The 15506-nt window shown below is 63.7% G+C and carries 20 protein-coding genes; 10 read left to right on the forward strand and 10 right to left on the reverse strand.

The annotated features are described in order from the left end of the window. Positions 1-46 precede the first annotated feature (46 nt). Entirely contained in the window at positions 47-1003 is a 957-nt protein-coding gene (locus tag AC0L3B_RS05940; RefSeq protein WP_018453421.1) for an alpha/beta fold hydrolase, read from the reverse strand. 325 nt (positions 1004-1328) lie between these two features. Here AC0L3B_RS05940 and AC0L3B_RS05945 point away from each other — a divergent pair, with 325 nt between their 5' ends. Beyond that, a complete protein-coding gene (locus AC0L3B_RS05945) occupies positions 1329-1511 on the forward strand; it encodes a hypothetical protein (RefSeq protein WP_007596968.1) in 183 nt (60 codons plus the stop codon). A 12-nt stretch (positions 1512-1523) separates the two neighbouring features. Here the strand turns inward: AC0L3B_RS05945 and AC0L3B_RS05950 are convergent, their stop codons facing one another. The 3 genes from AC0L3B_RS05950 to ykgO form a co-directional block, all read right to left on the reverse strand. Next, a complete protein-coding gene (locus AC0L3B_RS05950) occupies positions 1524-1784 on the reverse strand; it encodes a hypothetical protein (protein WP_007596971.1) in 261 nt (86 codons plus the stop codon). Between the two features lie 124 nt (positions 1785-1908). After that, complete coding sequence (locus tag AC0L3B_RS05955; protein ID WP_026232527.1) at positions 1909-2547, reverse strand: tetratricopeptide repeat protein; 639 nt, start codon at positions 2545-2547, stop codon at positions 1909-1911. 117 nt (positions 2548-2664) lie between these two features. Next, positions 2665-2790, reverse strand: coding sequence for a type B 50S ribosomal protein L36 (gene ykgO, locus AC0L3B_RS05960; protein ID WP_006611362.1), 126 nt, complete (start codon positions 2788-2790; stop codon positions 2665-2667). Between the two features lie 322 nt (positions 2791-3112). Here ykgO and AC0L3B_RS05965 point away from each other — a divergent pair, with 322 nt between their 5' ends. Beyond that, the gene (locus AC0L3B_RS05965) at positions 3113-3997 is read left to right on the forward strand and encodes an amidohydrolase family protein (protein WP_204512407.1); all 885 of its coding nucleotides are present in this window, start codon (positions 3113-3115) and stop codon (positions 3995-3997) included. A 112-nt stretch (positions 3998-4109) separates the two neighbouring features. Here the strand turns inward: AC0L3B_RS05965 and AC0L3B_RS05970 are convergent, their stop codons facing one another. Beyond that, positions 4110-4457: a MerR family transcriptional regulator gene (locus tag AC0L3B_RS05970; RefSeq protein ID WP_204512408.1), complete on the reverse strand. Its 348-nt coding sequence runs from the start codon at positions 4455-4457 to the stop codon at positions 4110-4112. An 84-nt stretch (positions 4458-4541) separates the two neighbouring features. Between AC0L3B_RS05970 and AC0L3B_RS05975 the strand changes: the two genes are divergently transcribed. The 4 genes from AC0L3B_RS05975 (at position 4542) to AC0L3B_RS05990 (ending at position 7780) form a co-directional block, all read left to right on the forward strand. Further along, positions 4542-5552: a zinc-dependent alcohol dehydrogenase family protein gene (locus AC0L3B_RS05975; RefSeq protein WP_085361261.1), complete on the forward strand. Its 1011-nt coding sequence runs from the start codon at positions 4542-4544 to the stop codon at positions 5550-5552. A 94-nt stretch (positions 5553-5646) separates the two neighbouring features. Further along, positions 5647-6396 carry a haloacid dehalogenase type II gene (locus AC0L3B_RS05980; protein WP_473380151.1) on the forward strand — a complete coding sequence of 250 codons (750 nt, stop codon included), beginning with the start codon at positions 5647-5649 and terminating at the stop codon, positions 6394-6396. A 21-nt stretch (positions 6397-6417) separates the two neighbouring features. Continuing rightward, positions 6418-6885 (forward strand): YbaK/EbsC family protein, encoded by a 468-nt coding sequence (locus AC0L3B_RS05985; protein WP_473380152.1) that lies wholly within the window; start codon positions 6418-6420, stop codon positions 6883-6885. A 55-nt stretch (positions 6886-6940) separates the two neighbouring features. Next, positions 6941-7780: an adenylate/guanylate cyclase domain-containing protein gene (locus AC0L3B_RS05990; RefSeq protein WP_204512412.1), complete on the forward strand. Its 840-nt coding sequence runs from the start codon at positions 6941-6943 to the stop codon at positions 7778-7780. Between the two features lie 68 nt (positions 7781-7848). On the opposite strand, the gene AC0L3B_RS05995 is transcribed toward AC0L3B_RS05990, so the two are convergent. Together AC0L3B_RS05995 and AC0L3B_RS06000 are read right to left on the reverse strand one after the other, a co-directional pair. Continuing rightward, positions 7849-8205 carry a hypothetical protein gene (locus tag AC0L3B_RS05995; protein WP_473380153.1) on the reverse strand — a complete coding sequence of 119 codons (357 nt, stop codon included), beginning with the start codon at positions 8203-8205 and terminating at the stop codon, positions 7849-7851. A gap of 95 nt (positions 8206-8300) precedes the next feature. Then, positions 8301-9284, reverse strand: a complete 984-nt coding sequence (locus AC0L3B_RS06000; protein ID WP_085350125.1) for a tripartite tricarboxylate transporter substrate binding protein — start codon at positions 9282-9284, stop codon at positions 8301-8303. 154 nt (positions 9285-9438) lie between these two features. On the opposite strand from AC0L3B_RS06000, the gene AC0L3B_RS06005 reads away from it, so the two are divergent. Next, entirely contained in the window at positions 9439-9696 is a 258-nt protein-coding gene (locus tag AC0L3B_RS06005; RefSeq protein ID WP_377829058.1) for a hypothetical protein, read from the forward strand. Between the two features lie 115 nt (positions 9697-9811). On the opposite strand, the gene AC0L3B_RS06010 is transcribed toward AC0L3B_RS06005, so the two are convergent. Further along, positions 9812-10747 (reverse strand): LysR family transcriptional regulator, encoded by a 936-nt coding sequence (locus tag AC0L3B_RS06010; RefSeq protein WP_446480843.1) that lies wholly within the window; start codon positions 10745-10747, stop codon positions 9812-9814. Positions 10748-10864: 117 nt separating this feature from the next. On the opposite strand from AC0L3B_RS06010, the gene AC0L3B_RS06015 reads away from it, so the two are divergent. The 3 genes from AC0L3B_RS06015 (at position 10865) to wrbA (ending at position 13087) form a co-directional block, all read left to right on the forward strand. After that, entirely contained in the window at positions 10865-11617 is a 753-nt protein-coding gene (locus AC0L3B_RS06015) for an SDR family NAD(P)-dependent oxidoreductase (RefSeq protein ID WP_018453408.1), read from the forward strand. A gap of 36 nt (positions 11618-11653) precedes the next feature. Then, a complete protein-coding gene (locus AC0L3B_RS06020; RefSeq protein WP_018453407.1) occupies positions 11654-12352 on the forward strand; it encodes a pirin family protein in 699 nt (232 codons plus the stop codon). Positions 12353-12487: 135 nt separating this feature from the next. Then, positions 12488-13087: an NAD(P)H:quinone oxidoreductase gene (gene wrbA, locus AC0L3B_RS06025; RefSeq protein ID WP_027520460.1), complete on the forward strand. Its 600-nt coding sequence runs from the start codon at positions 12488-12490 to the stop codon at positions 13085-13087. Positions 13088-13348: 261 nt separating this feature from the next. Here the strand turns inward: wrbA and AC0L3B_RS06030 are convergent, their stop codons facing one another. Continuing rightward, positions 13349-14233, reverse strand: coding sequence for a protein-L-isoaspartate O-methyltransferase family protein (locus tag AC0L3B_RS06030; protein WP_085350128.1), 885 nt, complete (start codon positions 14231-14233; stop codon positions 13349-13351). Positions 14234-14308: 75 nt separating this feature from the next. Then, entirely contained in the window at positions 14309-15454 is a 1146-nt protein-coding gene (locus tag AC0L3B_RS06035) for a GNAT family N-acetyltransferase (protein WP_247299339.1), read from the reverse strand. Between the last annotated feature and the right edge of the window lie 52 nt (positions 15455-15506).

The raw sequence follows: 15506 nt of genomic DNA on the forward strand, positions 1-15506 counted from the left end.
CGCGTTTTCTTCACGCGAACCGGCATCCACTTCGCTCGAAAACGCTCTAATCGGCGGTCGCCTGCGCCGGGACGATTTTCCCGATCATCGTCTCGATCTCTGTCTTCACGAGATCGGGCACCGCGTTCTGCACCATGTGGCCGAGATCAGGCAGCACGATCAGCTTGGCATTCTGCACGGTGGCGGCGAACGGGCGGGCGTGAATGGCGGTCTTTACCGTCTTGTCGGGTTCGCCGGCGATGATCGTGACCGGCGCCGTTATCTCGCCGTAGCGCGGAGCTTGCGCAGCCACCGCCTGCTTCAGCGACACCAGATCATAGGCATTGGCGATGAACTCGCGCGGGCGCAGCAGCAACGGCGTCGCGGAGTCCTGCACGAAACCGTCCGGCATCGTTTGCGGCAGGAAGACGTTGCGCGCGCCGGACTCGCTCAGGAAATAGCCCAGCGGGAGGGTTATGGTGTAGGCGAGCAGCGGGCCGATTACGGGCGTTGCGATGATCTCGTTGTAGCGGCCGACGCCGCCGCGCCAAGGATGGGTGACGGGCGCGAGCATCACAAGGCCCGCGACGCGGCCGGGATGATCGAGCGCCAGCCGCGCGCCGAGCGCGCCGCTCCAGGAATGCACCACGAACACCGCGCGATCGATCCCGAGCTTGCCGAGCGCCTCATCGATCATTCGCGCCTGGACCTCCGGCGTCGAATCCTGCCGCCGCGCCCGCGTGCTCCAGCCGTGGCCGGGACGGTCGATCAGGATGACGCGATGGTTCCTGGCGAGGAGATCGCCGAGCGGCCGCCGCATTGCCTCGAGGTTGGAGCTCGCGCCGTGCAGCATCACGATCGGCAGGCCCGAATCGCGCGGGCCGATATCGACGAGGTGAAGCACGGCACCCTCGACCTCGATCATCCGGCCCTGCGGTGGAAAGGCGCGTTGCACGGCGAGGACGCCGGCCTGCGTGACCAGCGCCAGCACAACCAGCGCGGTCACGACTGACATCACGATCATGGACGGAATCCGGGCGACCCAAGGCACAGGGCAGTTACGTGGCTTGCGGCCGGCAGTTTCGCCCGGGGAGCCCCCGCGCTCCACTTGAAATGCCGGGGCTGTGGATATGTGCATAATTCAAGCGAGAAAAACGCAATGAAATCAATACCGCTCCCCGGAGCACGCAGGCTTCGAAACAGCTTCATGCACTCGTCATCGCGGCTTCCTTATAATCGCCATGGTCGGTTCCGCCATTTAGACGCAGGTGGGCGCCGATCGTGCTCGCAACCCTCAGGGATGCGGGAAGACCGGCAGGATTTATCCTGATTTGAACCGGAGAATTTCGATGAGCCTGAGATCCAAAGATACTGCGATCGACGAGATCGTGGCAAGCTGCCACGGTGACCTGCGCGGTGCCGTGCGCGCGCTGCTGCTGATCAACGAGCACCTTGAGACGGAGCTTGCAAAGGCCTACGCCGCAGCGGTCGATCGCGGACTCGCCGAGCGCGAGGGCAGCGTTTTGCACTAGATTGCTGTCGACCTAGTTCGTGCTGTCCTCGTCCTTTTCCTCGTCAGGCGTGGGTGCGGGACAGGCGCGGATGGTCGAGCGGGCAAGCTTGGCGTCGGCCTTCGATTTGTAAGGACCGTCACCGAACCAGACGTCGCCGATGATCACGGGATTGCTGGTCACGATGTTGCATTTTCCGGTGGCGCGATTGCCGACCACCCAGAACAGTCCGTCGGCGAGGCTCGCCGTGCCCGACGCCAACAGCAACGTACCTGCAAAGATCAAACGCTTCATGGCTGTGCTCCCGCCATGAAGGTAGGTCTGCGGCGGTGCCAGCCACACCCCTTGTAACGCGGCGCGTGTCATCGTGGTTAATCCCCCTGCGCCGCATTCGCTCGAGCAATGATCGACTTGTCCGCTAAATATCGCGGCCTTCGACCTTCTCGGTCAGCGCCTTGACCTGGTCGGGGATCTTCTCGAGGTGCGGATTGACGGCGAGCGCCTTGCGGTAGGCTTCGAGCGCGCGCTTTTCGTCGCCGACCTCCTGCATGATCATGCCGAGGCCTGCGAGCGCGCCGAAATGACGAGGCTCGCGGATCAACACCTCGCGAATGTCGGCGAGCGAACGGCCATAATCGTTCTGCATGTAGTAGAGCGTCGCGCGACGATTCCAGGCCTCGATGTAGTCGGGCCTGAGCTTGACGACCGAATCCAGCAGCTTGATCGCAACCTCGATCTTCTTTGCGTCGACGGCGGTCTTGGCCCGCGCCATCAAAAGCGCCGCGGTGTCGCTCGGGGTCTGGATCCAGATCGCCCAGATCCGCGCCTCGACATGCTTGGCGCTGGCTTCGTCGGGCGCAGCTTTCAGCGCGCCGAACAGGAAATCGAGATTCTTGGTGCGGTCGACCTTGGGCAGCTTGGCCGGCGCTTCCGGAAGTTTCTTCTGCTTGCCGGGCGGAGCCGGCGGATCAGCCTGCGCCAGCGCCGGAGCGAGGCCGGCGGCTCCCAGCACAAGAGCCAGACACAGGGTGCGCGCGAAGAGGAATCTCACTGCCATGGTCGAAGTCTAAACGCGCAAAGCCGCCCTTGCAAAGCAGGGGCGGCGTCAAACTCGTGTGAGACCGTGGTCTTGCGGGCGCGCGAGCGTCAGGCAGGGCGAAATCAGCCGCCCAAATCAGCCCTGGCGAGCCTTGAAGCGGCGCTGCACCTTGTTGATCACATAGACCCGGCCCTTGCGGCGGACCAGGCGGTTGGCGCGATGGCGACCGCGCAGCGATTTCAGCGAGTTACGGACCTTCATGGCAGAATCCTGAACGTTCGAAAGGCCGTGTTCGGCACTACCGTTTCGGCACGCGCGAATGAGGCAAAATGAGATTTTCCCGCTGGCGGACCGACCGCCCGGGACGGGGCGGTTCTTAAGGCATGGGAGGACCGGATGTCAATGTTAACTGGCCCGATCGCACCCAGCAAATTCAGGAAAACAACCCCATGCAAAGTAGAAGCGGCCGGATCGGGCTCAATCATCTCGGACGACGCCGATCCCACAAGGCCTTGTCCCCACAATGCCTTGCCAAATTCGTTATATCATATAATCAATTCGACAACCCGTCGGGAGGAAACCCATGCCGAAGCTGAAGCTGCCGAACATCGACGACGTCGTTGCCATCGACATCCACACCCACGCCGAGGAGCCCTGCGGCACCCATCCCGACGACGGCTATGACGACTTCCAGGCGCAGATGGCGGACTATTTCAAGTCGCCGCACAAGCATCCGCCGACCGTGCCGGAGACCGCCGCCTACTATCGGTCCAAGAACATCGCCGCGGTGATCTTCCCCGTCGACGCCGAGCGCGAGACCGGCTTCCGCCGCTACAAGAATGAGGAGATGCTGGAGATCGCCTCCGACCATCTCGACGTTCTCATCCCCTTCGTCTCGATCGACCCGCACAAGGGCAAGCTCGGTGTGCGCGAGGCGCGCAAGCTGATCGAGGAATACGGGGTGCGCGGCTTCAAATTCCACCCAACCATGCAGGGCTTCTACGCCAACGACCGCATGGCCTATCCGCTCTATGAAGAGATCAACAATGGCGGCGCGATCGCGCTGTTCCACACCGGCCAGACCGGCGTCGGCTCGGGCATGCCCGGTGGCATGGGCATGCGGCTGAAATATTCCAACCCGATGTACATGGACGACGTCGCGGCCGATTTCCCCGACCTCAAGATCATTCTCGCCCATCCCTCCTTCCCCTGGCAGGAAGAGGCGCTGTCGGTCGCGACCCACAAGCCCAACGTCTACATCGACCTCTCGGGCTGGTCGCCGAAATATTTCCCGCCGATCCTGGTGCGCTACATCAACTCGATCCTGCAGGACAAGATGCTGTTCGGTTCGGACTGGCCGGTGATCACGCCCGACCGCTGGCTGTCGGATTTCGCCAAGATCGAGATCCGCGACGAGGTTCGGCCGAAGGTGCTCAAGGCCAACGCGCGAAAGCTGCTGGGGATCTAGGCGCATACTCATCAGCGCATCGAGGGTTTCGACGCTGCTATCGAAGCCCTCACGCTCCGGCCCTGAGGGCCGAAGACTTTGGCGCGGTGAATCTGATGGCTATGTTATGCGATCAGTTCACGCTTGCGAGGAAGCCGGCCAGGATTGTCCGGCTCTGGCTGAGCGTCTCGATACGTTCGTCGATCAGACCGACCTGCTGCGTGAGTATTTTTCGCAGCTCGTTGCACGGCGTGAAAGCCGGATCGTTGTTCCGCACGCAAGGGAGCAACCGCTTGATGGTTTCGAGCGTCATCCCGGCGCCGCCGAGCATCTTGATGCGCCGTACGGTTTCCTCTTCGGCCTGGCCGTAGTCGCGATAGCCGGAGTTCGTCCGCAGCGGCGCGAGCAGTCCTTCGCCTTCGTAGTAGCGCAGCATTCGGACGCTGACCCCCGTCCGCCGGGAGAGTTCGCCGATCTTCATCTGAAGCCTCTTGACCCTGACAGCACTGTCAGACCCTAAAGACTTTGCTCGTCCAAGTGAATGCCACTTGTGAAGGGAGCAACGATGAAAGCCTACCATTTGAATGGCCATGCTGGTGCTGGCCGCCTTGCGTGCGTCGACGTCGGCAAACCCGAACCCTCCGATGGCGAGGTCCGCATTCGGGTCGAAGCGGCAAGTCTGAATTACCGCGACCTCCTGATCCTCGACCGTGCAGGCCAAGGCGAGATCAACGGCCGCGTGCCACTCTCCGACGGTGCGGGTGTCGTTGACGCCATCGGCGCCGGCGTCGCGCAATGGCGACTCGGAGACCGCGTCGCTGCGTCGTTCTTCCGCAATTGGATCTCGGGGCCGTTCAAGTCCAGCTATATTCCGTCATCCCTCGGTGGCAACACGATGGATGGAATGCTGGCTGAGTATGTCGTGCTGCCGGCGACCGCGCTGGTCTCAGTGCCGGCCCATCTGTCCGCGGTGGAGGCAGCGACCCTGCCCTGTGCCGGCGTCACGGCTTTCCATGGCCTCATCGCACGCGGCGGGATGCGCAAAGGCGACACGCTGCTGGTCCAGGGAACAGGCGGCGTCGCGCTGTTCGGGCTTCAATTCGCAGTGGCGCTGGGGGCGCGTGCGATCGTGATATCCTCCTCCGACGAAAAACTCGCCCGCGCCAAGGCGCTGGGCGGCTCGATTCTTATCAACTACCGCGACACGCCCGACTGGGATGTCGCGCTGATGAACGCAACGGATGGCAGAGGTGCCAGTCACATCCTCGAACTCGGCGGTCCCGGCACCTACGACCGATCGCTGCGATCGGTCGCTTCGGGTGGCAAGATCGTCCAGATCGGTGTCTTGACGGGGTTCGGTCCCAAGCCGGACCTCGCGCGCCTTCAGTGGGAGAATGCCGACATCATCGGTGTCACCGTCGGATCGGTCGAACACTTTGCCGCGATGAATCGCTTCCTGACCGAACACGCGATCCACCCGATCGTGGATCGGGTCTACGACTTCGACGACGTTCCCGAAGCGTATGCGCACCTGCGGACCGGCTCACACTTCGGCAAGATCGTGATCAGGCTTTAGAAGCGAGGGGCTCAGTTCGCGTTTCCGTGTTGGATCGATACCGCGGCGCCTTGTATAGTCCGTGGGACCGCAACGATCCCGGAGGACAGGTCAATTGAGTCTCAAAGCCGTTGTCTTCGATGCCTACGGAACGCTTTACGATATCCAGTCGGTCGCCGAGACCACCGAGGATGCGTTTCCGGGCTACGGTGAGATCATCACGCAGATCTGGCGAATCAAGCAGCTCGAATACACCTGGTTGCGCTCGCTGATGCGGCGCTACCAGGACTTTGCAGCCATCACGCGCGACTCGCTTGCCTATACGCTGCGCGTGCTCGGGCTCGCTTACGAGAATGAGGCATTCGAGCGCGTCGTCGAGAAGTACCTTCGTCTCGATCTCTATCCGGATGCGACGGCGGCGCTCACGGCTCTGAAACCGCGAAAGCTCGCCATCCTCTCCAACGGCAGTCCGGACATGCTGAATGCGCTCGTGCGCAACTCCGGCCTCGACGCCCTGCTCGACGCCACGATCAGCGTCGACGCGAAGAAGATCTTCAAGCCGAGCCCGGAGGCCTATGAGCTGATCGGCGAAGTGCTCGGCACCGCGCCTGACGAGGTGCTGTTCGTCTCCTCCAATCCCTGGGATGTCGCGGGCGCGAAAGCATTCGGACTGAACGTTGCCTGGATCGAACGGGTGACGCCGGAAGCGATGGCGCTGGCTTGCGTCGAGAACGAACTCGTGGCACCGCTGACGATGTTCAAGGCGATCCGCACCCAGATGGACGAGCTCGGCTTTGCGCCGGATCATCGCATCCGGGCGCTCTCGGAGCTGCCAAGTTGCTTAGGCATCGCCGCCCAACCGTAAGTCTGGAATGAGCCGACCTGAATGACCCTGGAATCCGTTCGCGCCTTCTTCGCCGAGAAAGCCCCCGACATATCAGTTATCGAATCCCCGATCAGCTCCGCGACAGTGCCGCTGGCCGCCGAGGCTTATGGCGTCGAGCCCGGACGGATTGCCAAGACGCTGTCGTTGCGGATCGGCGAGCGCGTGATCCTGATCGTCGCGGCCGGCACTTCGCGCATGGACAACAAGAAGGTGAAGGCGGCGTTCGGCGGCAAGCCGAAAATGCTGGGACTGGAAGAGATCGCCGAGATCACCGGCCACGAGGTCGGCGGCGTCTGCCCGTTCGGATTAAAGGCGCCGCTGCCGGTCTATTGCGACGTCTCGCTGAAAGCGTTCGACGTGGTGGTGCCGGCCGCCGGCTCGACCCACAGCGCCGTGCGCATCACGCCGGAGCGGATGGCGGAGCTGACCCGGGCTGAATGGGTCGATGTCTGCGAAGTCAGGCCGTAAGGCAGCTGGGGGATGCCTGATGCATTTGCCGGTCAGGGAGGCTAATGTACGGACCATGCCCGATGATAAGGTCAAACGGCGGCTGACCACCGTGCTATGCGCTGATGTGCACGGCTATTCTCGTCTCATGGAAGCAGACGAGGCGGGAACGCTGGAGACACTCCGCCGCTATCGCACGGCCATCGCGCGATTGGTGGAGCGCCATGACGGCCGGATCGTGAATACCTGGGGCGATGCCGTCATCGCCGAATTCGCCAGCGTCGTGGAAGCCGTGCAGTGTGCGGTCGAGATTCAGCAGGAAATTTCCAACCAGGATTCGGGCCCACCTCCCCCGATGCGGTTTCGCATCGGCATCAATCTCGGCGATGTGATGGTGGATGGTTCCGACCTCTATGGAGACGGGGTCAATATCGCGGCGCGTCTGCAAGAACTTGCCGAACCCGGTGGTATCGTGATCTCCAGCTCCGCCTATGATCAGGTGCACAACAAATTATCTGTTGGCTTCGACTGCCTCGGCCAGCGTCCAATGAAAAACATTGCTCCCGTGACCAGCTATCGTGTGACCATGAGCGGCCAAACCGCTCAAGCACGGAGCTTTCCGCCTGGCGAACGCCTGACATCTCAGACCGCAAGTGCGGGCTCGCAAACTGACGCCGCGCACCGCGACAGATCCGAGTCATCCAATTGGATGGGCTTCGTTTCAGACGGACTGGCGAAGCTGCCCCGCCCGGTTGCGGCGGCCCTCACGGTGTCGGCCTTTCTGATTCTCATCAATATTTTCACCGGCATGCACAAGATCTGGTTCCATTGGCCGGTGGCAGCTTTGCTCTTCGGCGCCATCATGCGGACGGCGCTCCGGGATCGACCTGAGTCGGACGGCAAGGGCGAGCGCTGAACGAGGCGGCACAACCGCGCTTCGCGCCCACTGCTGCGCGCGCGCGCCCCGATCATGCTTGGGCAGCACTAATCGTCGCTATCGTCATAAGGCCGCGGCTGCGCCTGCGGAGGTGGTGGCGGCACATTGTTGTATCGCGGCGCCGGCGCGGCGCGATTGCCCGGAACCTGCTGCTGCGGCGGCATCTGGTTGTTGGACTGGAACACCGCGCGACAGCCGCTGGAGAGCTGGGACGTATTCTGCCGCAAGCAGGCCGTAATGCGGTTCACATCAGGGATCTGATCGCTGCACAGCCGCCACACATCCGGCGTGCAGGCCATCTGCTGCTCCATGGTTCCGCGATACTCTTCAGCGGATGCAGCGCCTTGCGCGACGATGCCGCCGATTGCAAGCGCCACACCCAGCGCGATCCGCTCTGTTCGCATGTCCGATTCCTTCGCGAGTCTCTCGAATTCTGTTCAATCAATGAGACGCGGAGAGGTTCTGGACCAACAAAAAATTGTGAAAACGGGCCAGGAACCTATTCGACCTTGCCGATCTTCTTCACCGCAGCAATCAGCCGCGCGCTGTCGACCGCCACGAACTCGGCAAACGCCGGCGCGTCCTGATAGGCAACGAGACTGCCCGACGTTTCGAAGGCCTTGAGCACGTCGGGGCTCGTCATCACCTGCGCCACCGCCTCGCGCAGGCGAGTCGCGATCGGCGCGGGAAGAGCACTCTGTGCAAAGAGTCCGGCCCAGATGTACATCTCGACGTCCTTGTAACCGAGCTCCTGGAAGGTCGGCACATCGGGGAAGCTTGCGACGCGCTTGGCGCCGCAATTGCCGAGCACGCGCAGCTTGCCGTCCTCCACTTGCGGCTTCAGCGTTCCCGGTGCGGCGGCGATCGCCTGCACGGTGCCGCTGAGCAGCGCGGTGAGCGCCGGTCCGGCGCCGCGAAACGGCACATGCAGCAGCTTGATGTCGGCGCTGCTCGCAAACATCTCCATCGCCACGTGCAGCGTGCCGTAAGGCCCCGATGAGCCGTAGGTGATATGGCCGGGACGCTTCCTGGCATCCTCGACGAAATCCTGCGCGGTCTTCCATGGCGCCGAGGCGGGCACCGCGAGCAGCGTGGGATCGGCCAGCACCCGCGCGATCGGCATGAACTGCGAGAGCTCGTAGGCGACCGGACGGTCGAACAGCCGGTCGGCCTCGGGCAGCACCGCGAGCGAGGACAGCGTCATCAGCAGCGTGTAGCCGTCGGGCTCGGCGCGCGCCGCCGCGGCATTGCCGACGGATCCACCGCCACCGCCGGCGCGGTTGTCGACGATGACCGCCTTGCCGAGGATTCGCTCCAGCGCCTGTGCGACGGGGCGCGCCGCAAGATCCGCCTGGCCGCCGGCCGGAAACGGCACGATCATGGTGACGTTGCGAGAGGGATAGGCTTGCGCGAAAGCCGCGCTCGACAACACAGGCAACAACGGCAATGCGGCAGCCGCGCGCAGGACATCGCGTCGATCCATGGCAGATTTCCCCCTGTTTTCTTATTTCGCTGCCAGCCTAGCGTGACCGTCCGCAAGAACAAGCCGCGCGGCGGGATTAACGAAGCATTATCCATGTTCCGCCCGGTCAGGAACGCCCCCCTGGGCTCACCGTTGCCTCCCAGGGAGTGGAGCGATGAATAGACTTCAGACCATTGACGTGGCGCTGGACGAGATGCTGGTGAATCTCGCCGCCATCGTCTTGCGGCTTTCAAAGCCGGACATGACGCGAACGCCGGAAGCGCGACGCGCCTTGGCGCAATCCGTGCACCAATACGCGGTCTGCGCGAAGCGTTCGCGCGATCCGCGTGTTCATGATTTGAAGTCGCAACTGGAGGAGACGTTGAAGCCGAGCTTGCGAATTGTGGTGCGTAATGGTGAGAAGGTGTCTTAGTCCAACCCGTCATTGCGAGCGCAGCGAAGCAATCCAGAATACCTCCGCGGAGACATTCTGGATTGCTTCGTCGCTTCACTCCTCGCAATGACGGAGGTCGATGAAGCCGCTCGCTCTAAGACTGCTTTGCCTTTCCGCGCACTCGCCGCTTGCACGTCCCCGGCAGCTTCGCCGCGAGAAAATCACCGAGCGCCTCGACGCGCGCGGGGCGCGGGCCGCCAGGTGGCGTCACCAGATGCACGGCGCCTTCGACCTGCTTCCAGTCCTTCAGGATCACTTCGACCTCGCCGGAGGAGATGGCGTCACCGACGATGAATTCCGGAAGGTCGGCGATGCCGAGGCCGGCGATCAGCGCCGGCATCACCGCTTCGCCGTTGTTGACGCGGAGCTGTCCGCCCGGACGTACGCTGGCCTGCTCGCCGGCCGAGTTGGTGTAGTGCCAGACGTTGGGCGTGGAGAGATAGGCGTAGCTGAAGCATTTGTGCTCGGCCAGATGCATCGGATGCGTCGGCCGCCCGTGTTGCTCGAGATATGACGGCGCGGCCACCGTGAAACGCGGCATGGTGAAGAGCCGGCGGGCGATCAGCGAGGAATCCGGCAGCCGCGCGATCCGCACCGCCATGTCAAAGCCCTCGCCAATCAAATCGATGGTCGCATCGCTCAAGTGCAGATCGACCGAGACCTCCGGATACGCCTCGAAGAACTCCGGCAGCAGCGGCGCCACCGCCTTGATCCCGAATGTCATGGGCACGGCGAGCCGCACGAGGCCGCGCGGTGCGACCGATTGCGCCAGCGCCTCGTTCTCCGCCGCCTCGCCGTCGGACAGCAGGCGCGTCGCACGCTCGGCGAGCTTATGCCCGGCATCGGTCAGCGCGAGCCGGCGTGAGGTGCGGTTGAACAGCCGGGCGCCGAGCCGCTCTTCGAGGCGCGTGACCGCCTTGGACACCGTCGCTTTGGACATCGCGAGCTCACCAGCGGCCCCCGCAAACGACCGTAATTCCACGACTTTTGCGAAAATCGCGAGCGCCTCGAAATCGGGGAGTTTGGCCATGAAAGCGGATCCAATTGGGATGTTTAAGGAAACAATGTGTTTCGACAGTTTCTATTTCTATACCACAAACAGAGGCTTATCCAAGGGTCATCAGAAATTCAGGAATGGAGAAATCCAATGACCAAGAAGCTCTCAGGCAAGGTTGCCCTCGTCACTGGTGGCTCGCGCGGTATCGGCGCGGCCTCTGCTCGCGCCCTCGCCGATGAAGGCGCGGATGTCGCGATCAGCTACGTTGCCTCTCCCGAAAAGGCGGAAGCCGTCGTCACCGAGTTGAAGGCCCGAGGCGTCAATGCCCGCGCCTTCAAGGCGGACCAGGCCTCGGCCAAGGACGTGACGCAGCTCGTCAACGACGTCGCGAAGGAGTTCGGCCATCTCGACATCCTCGTCAACAATGCCGGCGTCGCGAGCGGCGGTGCGATCGATGACGCCAATGCCGACACCGAAGCGCTCGCCCGCCAGGATGCCATCAACGTGCATGGCGTGATCGCTGCGATCCGCGCCGCTTCGCAATTGATGGGCGAAGGCGGCCGCATCGTCACCGTCGGCTCGATGCTCGCCGATCGCGCCTCGTTCCCGGGTCTTGCGGACTACGTCGCCACCAAGGCCGCCGTGGTCGGCTACACCAAGGGCGCAGCGCGCGACCTCGGCCCACGCGGCATCACCGTGAATGTGGTGCAGCCCGGCTCGATCGACACTGACATGAACCCGAAGGACGGCGGCGAGTTCGCCGAGACCCAGCGCAAGCAGCACGCGTTGCAGCGCTTCGGCCGCCCCGAGGAAGTCGCGGCTGGCGTCGTGTTCCTCGCAAGTCCGGAAGCCTCCTTCGTCACCGGCACGGTGCTCAACGTCGACGGCGGTTTTGGCGCCTGATCAAGGCGCCATCCGCCAAAACAAGGAATTACGCAGATGATCGAACTCAGACCCTTCGCAAAGCTCGGCGGCGCCGATCACGGTTGGCTCAACGCCAAGCATCATTTCTCCTTCGCAAGCCACTATGACCCCGACAACATGGGTCACGGCGCCTTGCGGGTGTGGAACGACGACGAGATCGCGCCGAACACCGGCTTTCCCGCCCATCCCCACGCCAACATGGAAATCATCACCTATGTGCGCGAGGGCGCGATCACCCATCAGGACAGCCTCGGCAACGAAGGCCGCACCGAAGCGGGCGACGTGCAGGTGATGAGCGCCGGCAGCGGCATCCGCCACTCCGAGTACAATCTCGAGTCGACCAAGACACGCATCTTCCAGATCTGGATCGAGCCGACCGCGCGCGGCGGGCAGCCGACCTGGGGCTCGAAGCCGTTTCCGAAAGGAGACCGCTCGGGCAAGCTCGTCACCATCGCGAGCGGCTTCGAGCATGACACGGACGCGCTGCCGATCCGCGCCGATGCGCGGGTGCTCGCCACCACGCTGAAGGCCGGTGAGAGCGCCGAGTACGTGCCGCACAAGTCGCGGCACCTTTATCTGGTGCCCGCGGCGGGGTCAGTCCAAATTAACGGCGTGCGCGTCAACGCCCGCGACGGCGCCGCGATCCGCGACGAGGACAGGCTGAAGATCACGGCACTGGAAGATTCCGAGATCGTGCTCGTCGACGCGGCGTAACGGCTCTCTCTGTCATGGCCGGGCTTGTCCCGGCCATCCACGCCCCGCGACGAGCGAACAAGAACGTGGATGCCCGGGACGAGCCCGGGCATGACGACCCAAAAAAAGCACTCACTCAATCCCATCGGAGACATCATGACCAAAGTTCTCGTCCTGTATTATTCCGCCTATGGCCACATCGAAGCGATGGCCAATGCCGTTGCCGAAGGCGCGCGCGAAGCCGGTGCCACCGTCGACATCAAGCGCGTACCCGAGCTGGTGCCGGCCGAGGTCGCCAAGGCGTCCTATTACAAGCTCGACCAGGCCGCCCCCGTCGCGACGATCGAGGATCTCGCAAACTACGACGCGATCATTGTCGGCACCGGAACCCGCTTCGGCCGCATGGCCTCGCAGATGGCGAACTTCCTCGACCAGGCCGGCGGTCTCTGGGCCAAGGGCGCGCTGCACGGCAAGGTCGGCGGCGCCTTCACGGCGACCGCGACCCAGCATGGCGGCCAGGAGACGACGCTGTTCTCGATCATCACCAACCTGTTGCATTTCGGCATGGTCGTGGTCGGCCTGAACTACGGCTTTGCCGGCCAGATGAAGCTCGACGAGGTCACCGGCGGCGCACCTTACGGCGCCACCACGATCACCGGCGGCGACGGCAGCCGGCAGCCCAGCGCCAACGAGCTCGCCGGCGCACGCTATCAGGGCCGCCAGATCGCGGAGACAGCCAGGAAGCTGCACGGCTGAGCGCGGTTAAGCTTTACGTCCGAACCACTGCATGGCAGGTGCGATCTGGGCGGCATTCTCTTCTGGAGATGCCGCCCCATCTCTGTGGCCAGGATATTTCACCAAAAGCGATACGAATGACTTTCGAACTCTTGTTGATCGCGCAGATGATCCGCAGGCCCGCTCAGGCGCTGGCGCGGCGCTGGTATTGCCGGAGCCTGTTCAAGGCCTCAGCGGCCGCTTTCACTGTGCCGGCTGCGCGAAGTCATGATGCTCTAGCCACTAGGCCTGCGTGATGTCCGCGTTGGGCTTAATGGGCGCAGTCGCGACAGGCGCCGGCGCTGTCGACAGCCACCAGCCCTCACCGGCGAACCAGCAGGTCTCGTCGGGAGCGCCCTCTCTCCGCAACGACTGCACGCCCTCCCACCCCCTTGCGAACGCCTCGGCCAGTCGCCGGGCGGCATCCGCGTTCTGCAATCCCGCGCAGCCGATGAATTGGGCACGCCCGAGGAATTTGGCGGGCCAGACCGCCCCCTCGTCGGGGCGCGTGATCATCAACATGCCGCCGATCATGCCTTCGGGCGCGAGTGGAAACACCAGCCGCCCACCGGGCAGCAAGGCATCGAGCCATTCGGTGGCCGGCTGCGCCGCACCCGCGCAGACATAGATCACGTCGGCTTTGGGAAGATCGGACGCGATGCCCGATCGATCCCGCACGTCCGTATGGGCGATGTCCTTCAGATTCTCGCGCGCGAGGCCTGCCAGACGTTCGTCGATCTCGTAGGCATGGACGCGGCCGCCGGGGCCGACGAGATGCGCGAGGATTGCGGTGTAATAGCCGCTCCCCGCGCCGATCTGGATCACAGTCTCGCCTTCCTTCACCGCGCAACCGCTGAGCCAATAGGCGTGCGCGCCGGGCATCCCGATATTGAGACCCCGCGCGCTGTCGAGCGCGAGCAGCGTGTTCTGATAGAGGAAAGCGGGATCATCATCGGGTGTGACAACATAGGGGTGGCCGCCAACCGAGATCGACCACGGCCCGGGTCCGGCGAACGTCTCGCGCCTGACGGTGCGAAACGCTTCTTCGATACGGGGGTCCGCGGCCCTCGCCGCGGCGCTGATCAACTGTGCATAGAATGCGCGATATTTTGCCGAACGATCTTCCATGTCGCCTCCGGGAAACAGGCGACGATAACACAACGATTGCGATAATCGAGTGACCCTACAATCCAGGGCGGCGCGTCAGCGCGTCCTCTTGCCCATCGCCTGCGCCGCAAAGGCGGCAAGCCTGGGGTGACGACGCAGGCCCTGCGCGGCGTGGTCGCGCCACGCGAAGGGCATGCCGCGCCAGGACAGCGCGACGCTGACATCCGTCAGCGGCACCGGCTCGGCGCCGAAGCGGCGCTTGTAGTCCTGGTTGCCGATGCTGAGGTCGAAACGGCGCACGCCTTCCGCATGCAGCGCCGCCATAGTGCGCTCGGTCACGAGCAGCCCCGGCGAGCAGTTCGACCAGGAATCGCCGGTGTGGCTGATGCGCAGCAGGAAATAGGTCTCACCGAACCTGACGCCGAGCGCGGTGGCGACAATGGCCTCGTCGCAAACCAGCGCCGAGATGACGGCATAACCGTTCGCGACGCCCCGACGCGCGACCTCGCGATAGAACTGCGCATGGGTTTCGTCGTTGAGGACGAAGCGCGAGCCGAGCTTTCGCATGCGCGCCTGCTGCTGGGCATCCATCACGTCCAGCAGCTCGCGCGCACGCGCGACATCGGTGGCGATCTCGAATCGCGCGCCGGCGTGACGGTTGAAGACGCGCCAGCAGCGTGGCATCTGCATGCGCTTGATCGAGGCCTGGTAATCTTCATAGTCGTCGCCGGTCAGCACGAGGTTGCCGTTGAGCGAGCAGGACCCGATCCGGCCGAGCGACACCAGCGGGTTCGGGTTGCCGCCGATCTGGGCCGGCATCTTCTTCAGGCGCAGCAAATCGAAGCGGTCCGGCAATGCGCGCAATGCGTCGATCAGCGCCGTGCCGATCGCATCCGCCGCCGCCGCGTCCAACGCGGCATCGAGCGCCAGGATCGGCGCGTTGTTGTCGGAAACGCCGAGATCGGCGAATTCGACGATGCGGATGCCGCGCCTGAGGTGGCTGATCATCGGCACGATTGCGATGTCCCTGCCGGTCGTGGCATCGGAGATCAATGCAATCAGCGGCGAGAGATCGTGGAACGCCTCGTACCAGGCGCCGAGCCAGTAGCCATGCTGGAATGCAGTGCGATGGCCTGCGTTCAGGCGCGATGCGGCCCGCGGCCAATCACGCACGAAATCGACCGCGATTGCCGACGCGCTGGACACAAGACCATCTGGTTGCTCGACGCTGAGGATCGTCATCCGCGGGACATACGATTACTGGGCGTTTCCAGATAGATTATGTTTTGTCGCG

Source organism: Bradyrhizobium sp. Kon56, assembly GCF_055807635.1.